The sequence below is a fragment of the Flagellimonas sp. genome (assembly GCF_965215805.1).
In the GTDB taxonomy this organism is placed as follows: Bacteria; Bacteroidota; Bacteroidia; order Flavobacteriales; family Flavobacteriaceae; genus Flagellimonas.
Map to the genome: position 1 here is coordinate 2,814,856 of NZ_OZ244124.1, position 18,826 is coordinate 2,833,681.

13 protein-coding genes and 1 tRNA gene are annotated in these 18,826 nt (G+C 41.7%); all 14 read left to right on the top strand.

Going from position 1 to position 18,826, the window contains the following annotated elements; translation table 11 throughout:
* The first annotated feature begins 7 nt into the window (after positions 1-7).
* Positions 8-1,348: a RagB/SusD family nutrient uptake outer membrane protein gene (locus ACOOE0_RS12475; RefSeq protein WP_420399235.1), complete on the top strand. Its 1,341-nt coding sequence runs from the start codon at positions 8-10 to the stop codon at positions 1,346-1,348.
* A 207-nt stretch (positions 1,349-1,555) separates the two neighbouring features.
* A complete protein-coding gene (locus ACOOE0_RS12480; protein ID WP_420399236.1) occupies positions 1,556-2,257 on the top strand; it encodes a FadR/GntR family transcriptional regulator in 702 nt (233 codons plus the stop codon).
* Between the two features lie 219 nt (positions 2,258-2,476).
* Positions 2,477-3,754: an MFS transporter gene (locus tag ACOOE0_RS12485; RefSeq protein ID WP_420399237.1), complete on the top strand. Its 1,278-nt coding sequence runs from the start codon at positions 2,477-2,479 to the stop codon at positions 3,752-3,754.
* A gap of 24 nt (positions 3,755-3,778) precedes the next feature.
* On the top strand, positions 3,779-4,540 hold the full coding sequence (locus ACOOE0_RS12490; RefSeq protein ID WP_420399238.1) for an SDR family NAD(P)-dependent oxidoreductase: 762 nt from the start codon (positions 3,779-3,781) through the stop codon (positions 4,538-4,540).
* Positions 4,541-4,547: 7 nt separating this feature from the next.
* Entirely contained in the window at positions 4,548-5,303 is a 756-nt protein-coding gene (locus ACOOE0_RS12495) for an SDR family NAD(P)-dependent oxidoreductase (RefSeq protein WP_420399239.1), read from the top strand.
* A gap of 107 nt (positions 5,304-5,410) precedes the next feature.
* Positions 5,411-6,676 (top strand): NRAMP family divalent metal transporter, encoded by a 1,266-nt coding sequence (locus ACOOE0_RS12500; protein ID WP_420399240.1) that lies wholly within the window; start codon positions 5,411-5,413, stop codon positions 6,674-6,676.
* Between the two features lie 295 nt (positions 6,677-6,971).
* Positions 6,972-7,045, top strand: a tRNA-Arg gene (locus tag ACOOE0_RS12505).
* Positions 7,046-7,371: 326 nt separating this feature from the next.
* Positions 7,372-7,977 carry an RNA polymerase sigma factor gene (locus tag ACOOE0_RS12510; RefSeq protein WP_420399241.1) on the top strand — a complete coding sequence of 202 codons (606 nt, stop codon included), beginning with the start codon at positions 7,372-7,374 and terminating at the stop codon, positions 7,975-7,977.
* A 136-nt stretch (positions 7,978-8,113) separates the two neighbouring features.
* Positions 8,114-9,325, top strand: coding sequence for a FecR family protein (locus ACOOE0_RS12515; RefSeq protein WP_420399242.1), 1,212 nt, complete (start codon positions 8,114-8,116; stop codon positions 9,323-9,325).
* A gap of 81 nt (positions 9,326-9,406) precedes the next feature.
* Complete coding sequence (locus ACOOE0_RS12520) at positions 9,407-13,003, top strand: SusC/RagA family TonB-linked outer membrane protein (RefSeq protein ID WP_420399243.1); 3,597 nt, start codon at positions 9,407-9,409, stop codon at positions 13,001-13,003.
* Between the two features lie 11 nt (positions 13,004-13,014).
* Positions 13,015-14,403, top strand: a complete 1,389-nt coding sequence (locus ACOOE0_RS12525; RefSeq protein WP_420399244.1) for a SusD/RagB family nutrient-binding outer membrane lipoprotein — start codon at positions 13,015-13,017, stop codon at positions 14,401-14,403.
* 120 nt (positions 14,404-14,523) lie between these two features.
* A complete protein-coding gene (locus tag ACOOE0_RS12530) occupies positions 14,524-15,693 on the top strand; it encodes a M14 family metallopeptidase (protein WP_420399245.1) in 1,170 nt (389 codons plus the stop codon).
* A complete protein-coding gene (locus tag ACOOE0_RS12535; protein WP_420399246.1) occupies positions 15,674-17,242 on the top strand; it encodes an N-acyl-D-amino-acid deacylase family protein in 1,569 nt (522 codons plus the stop codon). The genes ACOOE0_RS12530 and ACOOE0_RS12535 overlap by 20 nt, the downstream gene beginning before the upstream one ends.
* 34 nt (positions 17,243-17,276) lie before the next feature.
* Entirely contained in the window at positions 17,277-18,809 is a 1,533-nt protein-coding gene (locus tag ACOOE0_RS12540) for a glutamate racemase (protein WP_420399247.1), read from the top strand.
* Positions 18,810-18,826: the final 17 nt, after the last annotated feature.

Genomic DNA, 18,826 nt, shown 5'->3' on the forward strand with positions numbered 1-18,826 from the left:
AGAAAAAATGAAAACTATATATAGATTAGTATTGGTATCATTGTTGGCATTGACAGCATGCGATAATGACTTGGACCAATTTCCACCAAATATTGCCAGTGCGGATTCATTGACGGATTTTGGAGGAGTTTTGAATGCCGCATACTACTATCAACTTGGAACGGTTACACCAATGGCCATAATGGGTGAGTTCAGGTCGGATAATGCATTCATGTTCGAAGAACCCTATCCAGCATTCGATAGATACAATAGTGATTTAACGGTCATGGAAGATCAATTTTTCGGGCCTTTCTATACAGCTTTGTACAAGTCCATATTGAGTACGAACAACGTAATTGAAAATTCTACCGACGCAACAGAAATAGGCGAGGCCAAATTCTTAAGGGCATTATCCTATTTTAAATTGGTCCAAGTGTTTGGGGATGTAACCATAAACCTATCGTCTGCTCCCAGCCTTACGGATACCTCTATATTGGTAAGACAACCCGCTGCGGATGTGTATAATAACGTGATCATTCCCGATTTAAATGATGCAATAGCAGCCCTGGATACCCAAATTGAAGATGGACGGGCTTCTAGATTTGCTGCCCAAGCCCTATTGGGAAAAGTTTATGCCACCAGGGGCGATTACGCCAATGCAGAACCTCATTTGGCCGCCGTTGTCAATGGCGCCGCTGCGGCTGGAATTAGCTTAAAAGCCAATTTTAATGAGATTTTCGGTGCGGAATTCGAGGATGGAAATTCCGAGATAATTTTCGCAACCCAAATATCAAGTTCGGTGGTGGATGAATATACTTTTGGTTCAGACTTTTGGAACTGGTTCGTAGGAGATGATTCAAAATCGGACTTTCCCGTGGACGCGGATTTGGTTGCTGCCTTTGATGCTAGCGATGCCAGCGGGGGAGGAACGGATTTAAGAAGGGCGGTAACCCTAAGTGCAGAGGGCACAACTGCCATCAAATTTCCCAAAGATGGGGGATTGGGTGCAGAGCATGACTGGATAGAGATACGATTGGCCGATGTGATACTGCTATATGCGGAAACATTGAATGAAAATGGCTCTCCCGCCACAACGGTACTTCCTTTGTTGGATGATATAAGAACAAGGGCAGGGTTAACCAGTTTAACGGGAACGGTAACTTCACAAGCTGAGGTTAGACAGGCTATTTTGGATGAAAGAAGATTGGAATTGGCATTTGAAGGACATAGATGGTTCGATTTGGTGAGGACAGGCGCCGTTGATGCGGAAATGGGAGAAGCGGTAAATCCCAACTATTATGTGTTTCCTATTCCAATCTCGGAGATTCTGGCAACCGATGGGGTAATTACCCAGAACCCGGGATATTAATATATGGTTGAATACTAAAAGTTTGTAGTGACATTTTTGAGTTAGTTTGGTTTTAGTAACTATTGGCCAATTTATTTGGCCAATAGTTTTAACAAAGCGATAAAATCAATCAGTTTTGAAAGCGGGAAATAAGCTTTCCTGATTTGGGCAAATTGATTAAATTTAACAAACCAATCTGGTTAACCAATTTTTCAATTGATATAATTTATGAGAGTTGATATACTTACAAAGAGCGAAAACAGAGAGGTGCAGAAGGAAATCATTTCCAAATTGCGTGATTTGATAAGCTATAAAAACTTGGAACCGGGCGACAAGTTGCCTTCGGAAAGAATGCTTTCGGAGAAGTTTGGGGTGAGCAGAAGCAACGTTCGGGAGGTGATTCAAAAATTGGAGTTTTTTGGTATTCTAAAATCCAGGCCACAGAGTGGAACCTTTATCGCAGATATTGGTCAAATAGCCATGAGCGGAATGATGGCCGATATCTTAAGACTGGAAGATCCCGATTTTAAGTCCTTGGTAGAAACTCGAATTCTATTGGAACTCAAAACTGTGCGTTTGGCAGCATTGAGGCGGACAGATGAGGATTTGGCCAAGATGAGAGAAGCTTTGGATGCGTACAAGAAAAAAGTGCTCAACGGGCAGGACGCTGTCCAGGAAGATTTATTGTTTCACTTGGCTATTGCACAAGCTAGTAAAAATAGCAGCATGAATACCTTTATGTTGATTATTACCCCTGAGATTATAACCAATTTTGAAAAGTACCATGTATGTGATGCCAACCTTTCCTTTCAGGGGATCCAGGAACATGAAGACATTTATGAAGCCATAAAAGAGCAGGATCCCAAAAAGGCCAAGGAGAAAATGAAGACCCATTTCAGAATCTTGTATCAATATTGTTATAACGTCTAAAATCATGATAAGGGTAAAACAAAATTGCACGCTTTTGTTTTACGGTAAAAAATATATGGAGGGAAGAAACTAAACAGAATACGATATCTATTCCTACCTATCTGGGGAATTACATATCAGTTTAAAATTCTAAAGTGTTGGACGAATAGGGCTGGTTTCGGTTGAAATCATTTGGCCTAATGGGAAAACTCTTGTCGTACTTCCTTAAAACTTTAAAAGATGAAATTAAAAGGCTTACGTTGGTGGGTGATTGCTTTGATTTGCATTGCTACCGTAATCAACTACATAGATCGAACGGCATTTGGCGTAATGTGGCCCGAAATGGGCAAGGATTTGGGAATGGATGAAGCGGATTATGCGGTTATGCTGAATGTTTTTATGATCACATACGCATTGGGCAAATTCTTGTCGGGTAAGCTCTATGATCAGATTGGTACCCGTTTTGGTTTTGTGTTTTCCATTGCCCTATGGTCTGCCGCTGCCGTACTTCATGCATTTGCCAGAGGTTTGGTTTCGCTTTCCGTGGTAAGGGCCATGTTGGGTCTTGGCGAAGCCGGAAATTGGCCCGGAGCTGTGAAAAGTAATGGGGAATGGTTTCCCGTTAAAGAACGTGCAATTGCACAAGGAATTTTTAATGCAGGGGCTTCTTTGGGTAGCGTAATAGCGCCAGCTTTGATTGCCTTCTTGTACGCCCAATTTGGATGGCGTTCAACTTTTATCATCTTGGGTCTGGTTGGTTTTGTCTGGATTTTCCCTTGGTTGTTGATCAATAAGGCAAAACCTGAACAACATCCGTGGATTACGGAAGAAGAAAAAAAGATGATTCTTTCGGATAGAATTGAATCACCTGAGGAAACCCAAAAAGAAAAAGGGTCTTCCCTTGCAAAAATTCTTAGCTATAGAGAATCTTGGGGAGTTCTGGTTTCCCGATTTTTTATAGAGCCCATTTGGTGGCTGTTTGTAGGATGGATGCCCTTGTACCTAAACTCAAAATTTGGCTTTAGCATTGAAGAAATTGGTTCAACCATATGGATTTCCTATCTGGGGGGAATGGCAGGAAGTATTTTGGGGGGTTGGTTCTGTGGTAAACTGATGGAAAAACACTCTGTTGATTATTCCAGAAAGATATCGATTCTAATAGGAGGCGTTCTAATTTTCCTTGGGTTAATGGGTATTATCTTCTTTGTGAAAGGTAACAACCCAATGACGTTCATTTATATCGTGGCCTTGGTCTTGTTTGGATTCCAATTTGCAATCGGTAATATACAGACACTTTCAAGCGACTTGCTCAAAGGTCCTTCTGTGGGAACATTGGCAGGTCTGGCGGGTACCGTAGCCGCCATTTCCGTAATTATCATGAACTGGCTTATCCCGAAAATCACCACAGTTTCATACACCCCTGCATTCATAATTATAGCGGTATTGGCCCCATTGGCAGTACTATCAATATACATTTTAATACGAAAAATAAAACCTGTCGAACTCGATTCGATATAACCAACATTAAATAAAAATTTACAAATGATATCAAAAGGAAAAGTGGCTGTTATAACCGGCGCAACAGGCGGTATTGGCTTTCAAGTTGCAAAAAGACTCGGAAAGGATGGTTACACCGTAATCTTGAATGGAATAGAAGATGAAGTAGGAGCACAGCGCGTAGAAGAGCTTGCAGCAGAAGGCATCACGGCAGAATATTTTGGTTTTGACGTAACGAACGAAGAAGCGGTGAATTCCAACATCAATGCCATTGGTTCGAAATATGGAAAAATCGATGCACTGATAAACAATGCCGGGGGTCTGGGGGGAAGGTCTAGATTTGAAGAGATGTCCACAGAATTCTATAGAGGGGTAATGGCATTAAATCTTGACTCAACATTTTTTGTTTCCCGAGCGGCCATACCGTATCTTAAAAAAGGAGAAACCCCATCAATAATCAACTATACGTCCATTGCAGGATGGAATGCAGGAGGTCCTGGCGCAGGCATTTATGGCACATCAAAAGCAGCGGTACACGCCATTACACGAGCATTGGCAAAAGATTTGGCGGAATACGGTATTCGTGTGAACGCAGTATCTCCAGGGACCATTGATACACCATTTCATACGCAGATCAAATCGACCAAACCTGAGGTATTTGCTTCATGGAAAAACAATATCTTACTAGGGCGATTGGGTGAACCTGAGGAAGTTGCCTCAGTTATTTCCTTTTTGGTGGGCAATGACGCGGCATTTTTAACAGCCGAAACCATCCAAGTTGGTGGTGGACAAGGTTTAGGAATATAAATTGAAAATGAAGAGATTAGAAGGTAAAATAGCGGTTGTCACTGGAGGCTCAAGGGATATTGGGCGGGCTATTTCAGTAAAACTTGCCAAAGAAGGCGCAAAAGTGGTTGTGAATTACTACAACTCTGAATCGGCCGCCATGGAAACCGTGGAAGAAATTCGGTCTTTGGGACAGGAATCCATTGCAGTAAAAGCAGATGTTTCCAATCTTGGGGACATTGAGAAACTAAAGAAAAAGGTGGTCGAAGCTTATGGGGATAAAGTTGATATTCTAGTGAACAATGCTGGAGGACTTTTTGCTAGAAAAACATTGGAAGAATTTGACGAAAGTTTTTACAATCTGGTTTTGAATGTAAATTTTAAATCCACGGTGTTCGTGTCCCAAGCATTTGAGCCCTTAATGGGTCAAGGAGGCTCCATCATTAATCTGTCATCCTTGGCAGCAAGAGATGGCGGAGGTGGTGGCTCGGCTTTGTACAGTTCTTCCAAAGGAGCGGTTAGTACATTCACCAGGGCTATGGCCAAAGAACTTGGACCCAAAGGAATTCGGGTAAACGCCCTTTGTCCTGGCTTAATAGGAACCAAGTTCCACGATGACTTTACAAAAGATGAAGTTCGGTCCAAAGTAGCGGCAGGGACCCCGTTACGGAGGGAAGGTAGCGCCCAGGAAGTTGCTGATTTAACAGCTTATCTGGCCTCTGATGAAGCCTCTTTTATAACGGGGAACAACATTGATATTAACGGCGGCTTGGCATTTAGCTGAGAAAAAAGAGCAAATCTGGAAAATTGAGCGGTTAGTTTTTGATTAGCTCGAAGCACTTGAATAACTTTAAGTGATGGCAGATTAAATGGCAAGTATCAAATTGTGAGATGGCTGAAAAGCAAACCCTATTAAAGAAATTAATTGCCCTTGTGCTGGCTTTCGGCCCTGGTATTTTTGCCATTGGCTATACCATTGGCACAGGAAGTGTTACCTCCATGATTGTGGCAGGTAGCACCTATGGGATGCAACTTTTATGGGTGCTCTTGCTCAGTTGTTTTTTTTCTGGGATTCTAATTCATGTGTATGGCAATTTTACCTTGATCACAGGGGAAACTGCCCTATTTGCGTTTAAAAAACACCTTAAATGGGGTAGGGTCATGGCAATTCTCGTCATCTTGGGAATTGCTTTGGGTCAGTGGAATTCTTTGATGGGAATCATGGGTATTTCGGCCAACATCATCTATGAGATATTCGCAATTTACTTCCCACAGATTTCCGAAAACAAATATGAAGTAGTTATCGTTATCGCTGTGTCGGTAACATCTATTTTGTATGCCCTTCTTTTGGTGGGCAAATACTCTTTCTTTGAAAAGATCCTGGTCATTTTTGTTACCATCATGGGGCTCTCTTTTCTGATTTCCCTGTGTATGGTCTATCCATTGCCAGTTGATGTGGTGCGCGGACTTGTTCCCAGCATTCCCGAAGTACCTGGAGGCAAAATGTTGGTGGCCGCATTTGTAGGAACGACCATGGCAGCGGCAACCTTTTTATCGCGCCCACTCTTTGTAAAAGGCAAGGGCTGGACGGTTAATAATCTTAAAGAACAGAAAAAGGATGCCATTGTAGCGGCCATCTTGGTATTTGCAATTAGTGCCGCTATTATGGCTGTTGCAACAGGTGCTCTTTTTTATGATGGAAAACCGGTGACCAAAGTACTGGATATGGTCAACACCTTGGAACCCATTGCCGGTAAATTTGCATTGACACTGTTCTTTTTTGGGACCCTGAGTGCTGGACTTTCCTCAATTTTCCCCATTTTACTCATCGTCCCCATTTTAATAGCAGACTTTCAATCGGGCGAATTGGATACCAGTTCCAAACAGTTCAAGCGAATTACGGCCTTCGCTTGTTTATTTGCACTGATAGTTCCCATATTTGGGTCAAACCCGGTTGAGATGCAGATTCTTTCCCAAATTTTCAATGTTTTTGTACTGCCTCTGGTGATTATCGGAATTATGCTACTGATCAATAACACCAAATTGATGCGGGGAAACAAGACAAGTATGTGGATCAATATAAGCCTAATTGCTGCATTGTTCTTTTCCCTCATTATTTCTTATAATGGAATTTTGGCATTGACCGATTATTTCTAAAAGGTTCATTAGACATGGCCTATTCTAGGAAAAGTTAAAGCGAGTTTACGCCCACTTCTTCAGAAATAATGGGGAGATTATGAATCAAGGGGAATAAAGTACTGGTTAAAAGCTGTTCGTTGATGATTTTGGAAAAGAAGGAGAGCAAAGGTTTTTAGATCTATTTTGTTTTTGGCTGGAAAATATTGGAAATTAACTGTGGTTAATTGTATATTTGCACCCGCAAAATAGGTCGTGTAGCTTCCCGATAAATAAATCGGGACTGGCAGCTTCGCCACGCGACAAGAAATAGCAAGGTCGCGTAGCTCAGCTGGATAGAGCATCTGCCTTCTAAGCAGACGGTCGAAGGTTCGAATCCTTCCGCGATCACGAATAAATGAAAGAAGTTCCAGTATAAATCAAGCTTGCTTGGATTTGTAGATGGAACTTTTTTGTTTTCAGCGCGGAGCGGTAAAGGAAGTGCATAGCAAATCCTTCCGCGATCACACTACAGTTGCCAAAGCCCGGAAAAAATTTTTTGGACTTTAATTTTGAATTATGCAAAGTCCCATTCAGCCGTGATAATTTTCCCATCGCTTGATATCCTCATTTCAATATGAACCTTTTCCCCACAAAAGAAAGGTGAGATCAAGCTAATTTTTATTTTTTAAGTTTGTTTATAGTCAACTAAGGGAAAGTGTCAATAGAGTGCTCCCATGGGCACTGGATTATCTATGGATCAGGGAAATTTATGGTCAAAATTTAAAGCAGGGGACAAGTCCGCCTTCGAATCCGTGTATAACTTATGTATTGATGAAATGTATGCATACGGCCTGAAACTGGATACGGATAGGGAGCTGGTAAAAGATTGTATCCAGGAAGTATTTATTGACATTTATGAACATAGAAATGCCATTGCCGAACCGCATAACATCAAGTTTTATATCCTCAAAGCGCTAAAGCATTCCATTTTCAAAAAAAGGAAAAAGGAAAGAAAGAAAACAAAATTCCATGAACAGCCAGGCCTAAGCGTAAGTGCGGGTCAGAATTTTGAAGACCGAAGAATTTTATCCGAATTGGACGAGGAAAAAAAGCGTTTGATCAATGAAGCCTTGGATACGCTTAGTGCAAAACAGAAGGAAATCATGTATTTACGGTTTACCGTGGGCCTGAGCTATGATGAGATTTCAGAAATTGTAAAAATTGATCATTCTTCCGTTAGAAAACAAGTCTACAGAGCTGTAAAAAAGTTGAGAAATAGCAGGGCTTTTGACGATTACAAGGGTATTATCCTATTTTATTCGATGCTGAGGGCGTTCTAACATTCGTCTTTAAAGTGCTGTAATTCAGGTTCTTAAAACGATTGGAATACTTCCTTCAAAAAAATTCTAAAAAAAATCTTAAAAAAAGTGTCCACAAAGTGCAAACTTTTGTCCCTATAGGATAAATAGCATAGCCTTGGAGGATTGGACCAAATATCTTGATGACGAAAAATTTGTAGACTGGATTGCCCATCCCACTACGGAAAAGGATGAATATTGGGCAAACTTTATTAAAGAAAATCCCGAAGAGGAATCCAAAATCCGAATCTTAAAAGAGTATCTCGGAACCTTGGAAACATCCAATGAAAAACTTTCCCAAGACCAAAAACAGGAAATTTTAGATCAGTTATTCGTAAAGGCTGGTTTCATAAATTCCCGTCGAGGCCCCATATATCTTAATTTTCTAAAATACGCTGCCGTCTTTGTGATTCTCATTGGAACGGTAATTTATTTGAGCACGGGTAAAACCAAAGGGGAAAAGCCCAATATGGAGTCTTTGCTTCAGGTGTCCGTCGATTCAGCTGTTGACACAAGATTGATTCTTGAGAATGATCAAGAGATTGCAATTGATCAAAAACGCTCGGTAATCAACTACTCCGGAAGCAACAACCTTGTAATCAATAAAAAGGATACGCTGGATATTCAAAATGGCGATACCACAGATGACCTACAAATGAACCAACTTATAGTTCCTTATGGTAAACACAGCAGAATAACGCTGGCAGATGGTTCCATAGTTCATGTAAATTCTGGATCTAGATTGGTTTTTCCAAAAATCTTTAAGGGAGATTCCCGGGAAGTGTATCTGGATGGAGAAGCTTTCTTTGAAGTGGAATCGGATGCAAGCAGACCTTTTACGGTTAAGGTGTTGAAGGACGACGATTTTTCAGTTACAGCAGTGGGAACCAAGTTCAATGTGAATTCTTATAGCAAAAATGATAAGGTAACCACAGTCTTGACCGAGGGAGAAGTCTATTTAACCAATGAGACTAAAAGCAAGTTGTTCGGAAAAGGTAGAAAGACTACAATGAAACCGGGAGATCTTTCAGAATGGAGTGTGTCGGCTAAAGCGGTACAGCGCCAAATGCAAGTGGATACGGAAATCTATATTTCTTGGATTAATGGACTTCTTATTTTTAGGGGAGAACCCTTGCAGGATGTGGTGAGGCGGTTGGAAACGTATTACAATATCAGCATTGAATTGGGAGAAAATATTGATCAACAATTTAAGCTCACGGGAAAATTGGATCTTAATGATTCAATTGAAGAAACTATGAAAAATTTGGCCGTTTCGGCCTCAGCTAACTTTGAAAAAAATGGAATCAATGGCTATTTGATTACCAAATAAAAAACCAGAGCATGTTCGCACCATGCTCTGGCGGGTAACCTGTAAAAACAGGAATTGTTTAAACAAACAACTAACTAAATTATGGAAAAAAAGGGGTTTCCATATGATTGCGTGGGCAATTTTATGGACAAAATCAAAAAAGTGATGAGGTTTCTGACACTATTTTTATTGCTCTTCACACTTTATTCTTACACAGATGCTTACTCACAAAAAACAAAGCTAAAGGTCAACCTAAAGGATGCTACTTTATTGGATATTATCCACAGCATTGAAGGCCAAAGTGAGTTTGTTTTTATGTATGGGGAGGATTTGATACCAACCTTACAAGAGCAAAAGGGAGATTTTAAAATTAAGAACCAAACCATAGACAATGCTTTGGAACAGCATTTTAAGCCTAGTCAAATAGATTATCATATCAACGGACGGCAGGTAGTGCTGAAAAAAATTGTGGTGCAACCACAATCCAATCCAAAAGAGGAGACACCTCAGATGGCTGTCTCGGGAACCGTAACGGATGATGTAGGGCCTTTGCCAGGAGCCAGTATTGTGGTCAAGGGAACAACTGATGGTACCACCACGGATTTTGATGGAAATTATTCCATTGAAGTCCCAGATGGGAATGCCATTCTGGTAGTCAGTTATATTGGATATCTCACACAAGAAGTTCCCGTAAATGGTCAAACCACAGTCAATGTGGTGCTGAAAGAGGATGCCCAAGCTTTGGACGAAGTTGTGGTGACCGCTTTGGGTTTTGAAGTGCGTACTGATAAATTGGGTAGCGCTGTTTCCAGCGTAAAACCAGAAGCTTTGGTACGTTCAGGGGAAACATCCGTTGCCAATGCCATACAAGGTAAAATGGCAGGGGTTAACATTACCCGTTCCAATGGCGACCCAGGGGCTGGTTCCAATATTCGAATTCGTGGTGCCAACACCATTTTTGGAAGTACCCAACCTTTAATCATTGTGGATGGGATACCGATCAGCAACAGTAGTACGCAGGGAGGTGCAAGTAGTGCAACCGGAAACGGTACATCACAGCAATCCCGTTTAAATGACATTAATCCTAATGACATTGAGACACTTCAAGTTCTTAAGGGCGCATCGGCGGCAGCTTTGTGGGGATCTAGGGCATCCAACGGGGTTGTTATTATCACCACCAAATCTGGGAGGAGAGGATTTAGGGTTAACCTAAAAACTGCGATTTCCTTGGATGAGGTCAATGCCATTGCGCCGCTTCAATCCAATTACGGCCAGGGACTTGATGGCAGGTTTAGACATGGCTATCTACATGGATGGGGAGACGAGATTTCAACAAGATCAGGAGGTGAGGATAGTTTTGATACTTCTGGAGGGTTCTTCATCGGCGATCAGACCGGAAGAACCTATTATCCCATTCCAGATGGAACCACAGATAATTTGCACGGGGGGAAAAATTCCAGGGAAACCTTTTTGGATGAAAACCATGATCATGTTTTTAGAACAGGTGTGCTGCTGGAACAATCAGTCAGTATTAGTGGTGGTGATGAAAAGAGCAATATTTTCTTCAGCTTGGGAAACACCGATCAAGAGGGTATCATTAGAAACAATGATTACAGGCGGCACACGGTAAACTTGAGTGCCTCTCACCGATTTAATGAATATATCAATCTAAAACTGAAAGGGAAATATTCCAGAATCAGCGCCAACAGAATTCAACAGAACTCGAATACAGCTGGTCTGTTACTAGGGTTTTATAGGAACATTTCGGACTTCAATATTGAAGATTATACAGGTACCTACGTAAGTGATACAGGTGCTGAGTTTAGTGGTCGGCATAGGTCGTACAGAAACCCTGTGGGAGCTTCGGAAAGGCCTTTTTATAACAACCCGCTATGGACCACAAACGAGCAAAAAGCGCCCAATATCGTCAACAGGCATATTTACTCAGCAGAACTTGATGTCTTCCCTGTGGATGGTCTGAATATTAAACTTAGGGGAGGTGTAGATACCTACAGCGATGACCGTACATATTTGTATCCACGGGGTTCCGCACGAACTGGACTTATTCCTAGGTTGGAAGGTAATTTAACTTTTGAGAGTATTGGAGCAACGGAATTAAATTTTGATGCCATTGCAAAATATGATACCAACCTAAATGAAGACATTACTTCCTCATTTATTTTGGGATGGAATATCAATGATAGGAAGTTCAATAGGGAAACCACGGTGGGGAGCGATTTTATTGTAAACGATGAGATCTATACCCTGGACAATTCCAGAATAATCCAAGGAGATAATTTTATCAGCCATCGAAGATCCAATAGAGGTTTTGCAACGGCCAACTTTGGTTTGTACGATCAACTTTATATCGATTTGTCGGGTACGGTAGAGGCAGCCTCAACCATCAAGGATCCGTTCTTTTATCCATCAGCAAGCGCAGCTTGGCAATTTTCGAACGCGGATTTCTTCCCGGAAGATAGCTTTATAAGTTTTGCCAAAGCCCGATTAAGCTGGGGTAAGGTGGGTATTCAACCCGACATTTACAGGAGTTCTACCAACTATGAAGGTGATTTCACCTATAGCAACGGAATTTTTGGTAACCTATCATCAACCAACCATGGTGGTGGATTTAGATTGGATAACAGATTGGGTAATGCCAACCTAAAACCCGAAATAAAGACAGAAATAGAAGGTGGACTTGAGTTCAGGTTTTTTGATAATGTGCTGAATACCAGCTTTACCTATTATACCAATGAAATTGAGGACATCCTATTGACTTTGGATAGATCACCTTCCAGTGGTTTCTCCAGCATCTATACCAATGGTGCTTCCATGAAGAACCGAGGGTTTGAATTTGAGTTTAGTGCAAACTTGCTTGGAAATAGTGAGTATTGGACGTTAACCCCGTATGGGAACTTTGCCACCAACAAAAATGAGGTTACAAGTTTGGCGGGCGCAGATGTACAGCGACTTACTGGATTTGGAACAGGGGATTCCGTTGCGGCTGTTGGGTATCAAATGGGAGCCATTTTTGGTGGGAAATTACCTAGAAATGCGGACGGAAGCATAGAACTGGATGCCAATGGATTCCCAGTGGGAACTCCCGAATATGATGTAATCGGTGACCCTAATCCCGATTGGACGGGAGGATTAGGTTTTAATCTAGGCTTCAAAAATGTATCCTTGAATGTGCTGTTTGAGCATTCCCAAGGAGGTGATTTTTATGATATGACCCGTCAGATCAATAGCCAAAGAGGATTTAGCAGGGAATCCGGAAACAAGGTAACCATCCCTACAGGGGGTGTTAATGATGTTACAGGTGCCACATACGCCGCCGGCGAAGTGGTTAGAGGTAATTTATTTGATTTTGGTGCGGGACCCGTGCTTTTGGAACAGAACTGGTATCGTGGCAATGGCGCTGGAAACCGTGGCTTTAGTGAGCTTTGGCTTCAAGATGCCACATGGACACGGCTTAGGGAAATTACATTGACCTATTCCCTAGGGGAGAAAGTACTGGAAAAATTGAAGCTGTCTGATGTAAGCTTCAGCTTCACGGGAAGGAATCTTGTCCTATGGACAGATGTAATCGGTAATGACCCTGACAAGAATTTTGCTGGGGTAGGGAACTCAAGAGGATTGGATTACTACACCAACCCATCCACCAAGTCCTATTTGTTCAACTTGAGTTTAACATTTTAAAAGAAAGCGTGATGAGATTATTTAAAATAGCAACAGTTATAGTAATTCTTTTCAATTTTCTTGCTTGTCAAGACATAGTTGATGATATAAATGACAATGACCCAAACACCATTAGCAGTGTGGATGGGCAGAGCTTATTTACTGGAATGCAATTGGCCGATATAACGGCACAGTTGGGGTATCTGAATTGGGCAGCCGGGGTATGGACCGGAAATTTTGTGGGAAGCGGGAGATTTGCTCCCATTCAAGAATACCAATATGGAAATACCAACTCGGATACCCCTTGGTTCAATATTTATGTGGGAGTAGTGCAACAGGCAAGGGAGTTGCGCAGCGGTATCCCGGTTACCAACAAAGACTTTTTCTTTGGTGCTTCTAAGGTTTTGGAAGCCCATGCCTTGGGTACAGCGGCCAGTATGTTTGGCGACGTTCCATTTTCCGAAGCGGTAAACGCCGATATCCCAACCCCTATATATGATGGTCAATTGCAGGTATATGGTAATGTACAGACCTTGTTGGACGAGGGTATTGCAGATTTGCAGACCGCAGGCACTGGAGGAGGAATTGCCGAAGATTTGTTCTTTGGTGGAGATTCAAGTAGTTGGATTAAGGCAGCGTATACACTGAAAGCCCGGTTATATCTAGAGGTTGGCGATTACGCCAACGCCATTGCAGCAGCTCAGAACGGCGTATCCTTGCCATCAGAATCCATGCAATATCATCCACCCGCTGTGGTACTTACCGGAGATACGAATCTGTTGAATCAGTTTTTTACAGGTAGCTTTCCTGATGATTTAACAACGGAAGGAGGATATCTGATTGAATTAATGACGGGAGCAGCTAACCGCAATAACGCAAAAACGGATGAAGTGGACAGGGCTGCTTATTACTTTGACGGAACCCAGATTAACTTGAATGGAATAGCAGGGGTTGCTGAACCCATGAATCTTATATCCCTTCAAGAGAATCTATTGACATGGGCAGAAGCGGCTATCCGGTCCAATGACTTTGCGAGCGCATTGGCCAAGTTGAACGAGCATAGGGCGAATTTGAGAAGCGGCGAGCATTTTTCCATTAGCACAGGAATATATGATGACTATGTAGACACGGATTTTGATGCTGGAGGTATCGAGAATGTAGATGGCTCCCTGTCTAGGAACGAGGCCTTACTGCGAGAAATCATCCAGGAACGCTATGTTTCTTTCTTTGCTGAGTTGGTCAGTTTCAACGATCTGCGAAGAACCAAGAATGATGCAGTGGCAATTCAAGTTGGAGTTCCATTTAACACTGGAACGCAACATCCGGAAAGATTCCTGTATCCGTTTTCGGAAGAAAATACCAATGGAGCCAATGTCCCTGATATAACGGACATTTTTATTAAAACTCCAGTGAATCAATAACAAACGCATTGAGTTAGTTTAAGTTTAGTATTTGAATTAAGTGTTGTTCTGGAAACAGGCTGTTCACTAAAGAATGGGCAGCCTGTTAACCTTATCTGCTGCCTATTTTAAATTATCCAAATGTTGACAAGATATCTCTTAAGACTGCTGTGCTTAGTCATTGTATCGATAGGCTGTAAACAACAAAGCACGGACGATGTGGTTTTTGACACTTCGTTTGCAAGTGCTCGTTTGGCCGAAATCAAAAAAATCGCCAATAATACTTATACTGCCAAGGTTCTTCCCGAATCCGAACCCATTAACAAAAGCCCTTGGTATGCCTTTGCAGTTCAGGCGGAAGAAGACAAGACCATTCAACTTACTTTGGATTATGGGAAGTATCAGCATCGCTATGTGCCCAAGTTAAGCCAGGACCGATTGCATTGGACTCCTTTGGATACTACCAAATTTGTGGTGGATACCCTGAGTCATACTGCAACTCTTTCCCTTGAGATTTCTTCAAAAAAGTTGTATGTGTCTGCCCAGGAAATTGAAACTTCCGCCGACACTTATTCTTGGATAGACAAAATTGTTGGGGAACATCCCGAAATTGAACAACTGGTTGCGGGAAGAACAGTTTTGGATAAGGATAACCTTGTCTTGGTTCATGAACGAACTGATGTAGAAGACTGTATTGTTCTGGTGGCACGTCAGCATCCACCAGAGATACCTGGCGGGACCATAGGATTCAAAAGCTTTTACGAAACGCTGTTTTCAAGCTCTGACACAGCTAAAAAATTTAGGGAGAATTTCAACATTTACACTTTTCCTTTGTTAAACCCAGATGGTGCCGATATGGGGAATTGGAGGCACAACGCCAATGGTGTGGATTTAAACAGGGATTGGATTGATTTTAGTCAACCAGAGACCCAAATGGTCAAGGATTTTGTGGAGAATAAGGTGAAACAGGGTAAAAAAATCCGTTTTGCCCTGGACTTTCATACCTCTTATAGCGGCCCCTATCTTTTGGTACTTGATTCCATCAATGAAATAAAAACGGCAGGGATTATTCCTGAATGGATAAAAAAAATTGACTCTTCGTCTTCCCTTAAGGTGGAAGCCAGAAGAAGAAGCCAGGAATTACCCTATTGTTACAATTACTTTTTTAATGCCTTTGGAGCTGAGTCGGTTACCTATGAAGATGGAGATGAAATCAACAGGGATACCATTCGAAAAAGGGGTCAGGTATATGCAGAAAAACTCATGCAGACCTTAACTGAAAAACAGAAAAATGGCGCGTTTACGAACTAAGGCTTTATTCCTAGGTTTCTGGGTTGTGATTTCCTGTTCCCAACCTCCTAAGCAACTAGACTTGCTCATTGTGGGAGGACAGGTATACAATGGGGTCGAGGATGAACCCGCTGAGGTTGCAATTGGGATTAAGGGAGACAAAATCGCTTGGATTGGGAACAAAACTGGAAATATTGTTGCCCAAAAAACCATAGACGCAACGGGTTTGATAGTTTCTCCCGGATTTATTGATCCCCATACCCATGCGGACAGGGATTTGAACAAGCCAAAGACCGCCCACAACCTTCCTTTTTTAATGCAGGGAATTACCACAGTTGTCGTTGGCAATGACGGAGACAGTTTTTTCCCAGCGAAAACATATGTTGAAAAATATCATAAGCACGGTATTGGTACCAATGCGATTTTGTTGATTGGCCACGAGACCATGCGAAAAGAGGTTATAGGCTTGAGTGATAGGGTGGCCACCCATGAAGAGATTGTCCAAATGAAGGAACTTCTCAACAAAGAAATGGACGATGCGGGGAATTTTGGAATGTCAACAGGTTTGTTCTATGCTCCTGGGAGCTATGCTAAAACCGAGGAAGTGATAGAACTTGCAAAAACCTGTGCTGAAAAGGGGGGGATATACGATTCGCATCTACGGGACGAGAGCTCATATACCGTTGGCCTTGTTGCTGCTGTGGAAGAAGCTATTGAAATTGGGAGACAGGCCAAATTGCCCATTCATATTTCGCACATCAAATGTTTGGGAGTGGATGTTTGGAAACAGAGCGATTCAATTATTACGTTGGTTGAAAATGCGCAAAAAGAGGGCATTCAAGTATCCGCCAATCAATATCCGTATGAGGCTTCTGCGACTGGATTAAAAGCAGCCACAACACCAAAATGGGCTCAAAGTGGGGGGCAGGATTCCCTGCTGATCAGGTTTGATGATCCAACCCTCAAACCACAGATATTAAAAGAAACCAAGAACAATATCAGAAGACGTGGCGGGCCCGAATCCCTGCTGATTGTGGTTGTTGCTAATCCAGATTATCGCAACAAAACCCTAAAGCAAATAGCCGAGGAACTCAATCTATCGCCAGAAGAGGCAGTGTACCAAATTTTAAGGACCAAAGGGATTGTTCGGGTAGCATCATTCAATATGTCCAGCTACGACATACAAAACTTTATGCTTGAGGATTGGGTGACCACCGGTTCTGATGGAAATACGGGTCATCCCAGAAAGTATGGCTCTTTTCCAAGAAAATATCACAGGTACGTAAAGGAGAAGGGCATTTTGGATTTACCTGCATTTATCAACCGAAGTTCTGCCAAGACCGCAGAGATTTTTAAAATCCCGCTACGTGGTAAACTGAAGGAAGGGTATTATGCGGACATTATTTTGTTTGACCCCGAAACATTCAAGGATAAAGCGGATTACAGAAATGCGTTTGAATACGCCGTGGGATTGGAGTATTCCATAATCAATGGAAAACTGGCCGTGGAAAAAGGCGAATACACCAACGGCTTGTTCGGCAAGGTGTTGAGAAAAGATGATTCAAACTAGCAACAACATAGGATTTGACCCATAAAATAAAAACATGAAATATTACTATTTACTTATTCTGACATCCTTATTCATTATAGGTTGTAAGATGGAACATAAAAGGAAAACTTCGAATGAGGTCAATATTGCGACCGATATCGTTAATACCATTATTGAGGAAGAGGATAGTTTCTACCATATCGACTTCAAAAATTATCCCATCAATGATAAAACATTGCCCATAGGTGTTTTTGACTCTGGAACAGGAGGATTGACCGTGCTGAAGGCCATTGTAAATTATGATCAAAACAGCAATACAAGCTATACCCAAGGCAGTGATGGCCAGTTGGACTTTGATCAGGAATCCTTTATCTATCTGGGGGATCAGGCCAATATGCCATATGGAAACTATTCCGAAGTGGAAAAAGTAGATTTGTTGAAAGAACATATCATCAAGGATGCCCAATTTTTGTTGGGTAACAAGTATTATTCCCATAGGGCCGACAAGGGGGTAAACACAGACAAAAAACCAGTAAAGGCCTTGGTCATTGCCTGTAATACGGCTACCGCCTATGGCAAGGAATATATCGAAGAGTTTCTGAGCAAAGCGAATACGGACATAAAGGTCATAGGGGTCATAGACGCCGGTGTGAGGGGAACTTTGGAAGGATTGGATAAAGATGAAGATGCAATTATTGGTGTCCTGGCCACAGCGGGAACAGTATCTTCAAAAGGATACCACAATACTATCGTAAAGCTCAAGGATAAAATGGATTACACAGGAAATATTGAAGTGTTTTCCCAAGGAGGAGTGGGCATAGCGGAGGCAGTTGACGAAGACCCGGATTATTTCGATAAAAATTTGACCGCACCTAGAAAGGATTACAAAGGCCCTGGACTTGAAGGTGATTTTAAAATTGAGAAAACACTTTTCTCGATATACAATTTTGATTTTGAGGATAATAAGATGCTTTGTGATTCAGAAAAAACGGATGATTGTTCCTTGCTCCAAATTAATGACGCTGAGAATTATGTACGTTATCATTTGGTTACCCTCATGGAGAAAATCAGAAAATCCGGAACCAAAAACAAGCTAAAATCCTTGATTTTGGGCTGTACCCATTATCCTTATATGACCGAGGAAATCAAAAAGATTCTGGGAGAGCTATACAATTACCAATCAGAAAATGATGCGTATAGATATAGAGCTTTCATGGCCGAGGAAGTTAAATTGATTGATCCAGCAGTGGATACGGCAAAAGAGCTTTTCGCACATCTAAAAAAGGAGTCACTTTTTAATCCAGAAGGAAGCATAAAGGAAAGCGAATTCTATATTAGCGTGGCCAACAGGGACAATGAGTCAAATGTAATTGACCAAACTGGGCGTTTCCCTTACGATTTTAAATATGGAAGAAATGCAGGTGAGATTCAAGAGTACGTGAAAATAGTTCCATTTAGCAGGGACAACATTTCCGAAGACATTTTAACGCGTTTTCAAAAACAGATTCCCCATGTTTATCAATTGATGCAACATTTTAGTCACACCAGTCAAAAGACGCAAGAATTGAAAGAGGAAATCAAGATTTAATCCATCAAACTGTGAAA

What these genes read in the sequence shown, in the direction of transcription:
- ACOOE0_RS12475 (WP_420399235.1), top strand. Translation starts at nt 8, where the DNA reads ATGAAAACTATATATAGATTAGTATTGGTATCATTGTTGGCATTGACA.
- ACOOE0_RS12540 (WP_420399247.1), top strand. Translation starts at nt 17,277, where the DNA reads ATGAAATATTACTATTTACTTATTCTGACATCCTTATTCATTATAGGT.
- ACOOE0_RS12535 (WP_420399246.1), top strand. Translation starts at nt 15,674, where the DNA reads ATGGCGCGTTTACGAACTAAGGCTTTATTCCTAGGTTTCTGGGTTGTG.
- ACOOE0_RS12485 (WP_420399237.1), top strand. Translation starts at nt 2,477, where the DNA reads ATGAAATTAAAAGGCTTACGTTGGTGGGTGATTGCTTTGATTTGCATT.
- ACOOE0_RS12520 (WP_420399243.1), top strand. Translation starts at nt 9,407, where the DNA reads ATGGAAAAAAAGGGGTTTCCATATGATTGCGTGGGCAATTTTATGGAC.
- ACOOE0_RS12525 (WP_420399244.1), top strand. Translation starts at nt 13,015, where the DNA reads ATGAGATTATTTAAAATAGCAACAGTTATAGTAATTCTTTTCAATTTT.
- ACOOE0_RS12500 (WP_420399240.1), top strand. Translation starts at nt 5,411, where the DNA reads ATGGCTGAAAAGCAAACCCTATTAAAGAAATTAATTGCCCTTGTGCTG.
- ACOOE0_RS12495 (WP_420399239.1), top strand. Translation starts at nt 4,548, where the DNA reads ATGAAGAGATTAGAAGGTAAAATAGCGGTTGTCACTGGAGGCTCAAGG.
- ACOOE0_RS12530 (WP_420399245.1), top strand. Translation starts at nt 14,524, where the DNA reads ATGTTGACAAGATATCTCTTAAGACTGCTGTGCTTAGTCATTGTATCG.
- ACOOE0_RS12490 (WP_420399238.1), top strand. Translation starts at nt 3,779, where the DNA reads ATGATATCAAAAGGAAAAGTGGCTGTTATAACCGGCGCAACAGGCGGT.
- ACOOE0_RS12480 (WP_420399236.1), top strand. Translation starts at nt 1,556, where the DNA reads ATGAGAGTTGATATACTTACAAAGAGCGAAAACAGAGAGGTGCAGAAG.
- ACOOE0_RS12510 (WP_420399241.1), top strand. Translation starts at nt 7,372, where the DNA reads ATGGGCACTGGATTATCTATGGATCAGGGAAATTTATGGTCAAAATTT.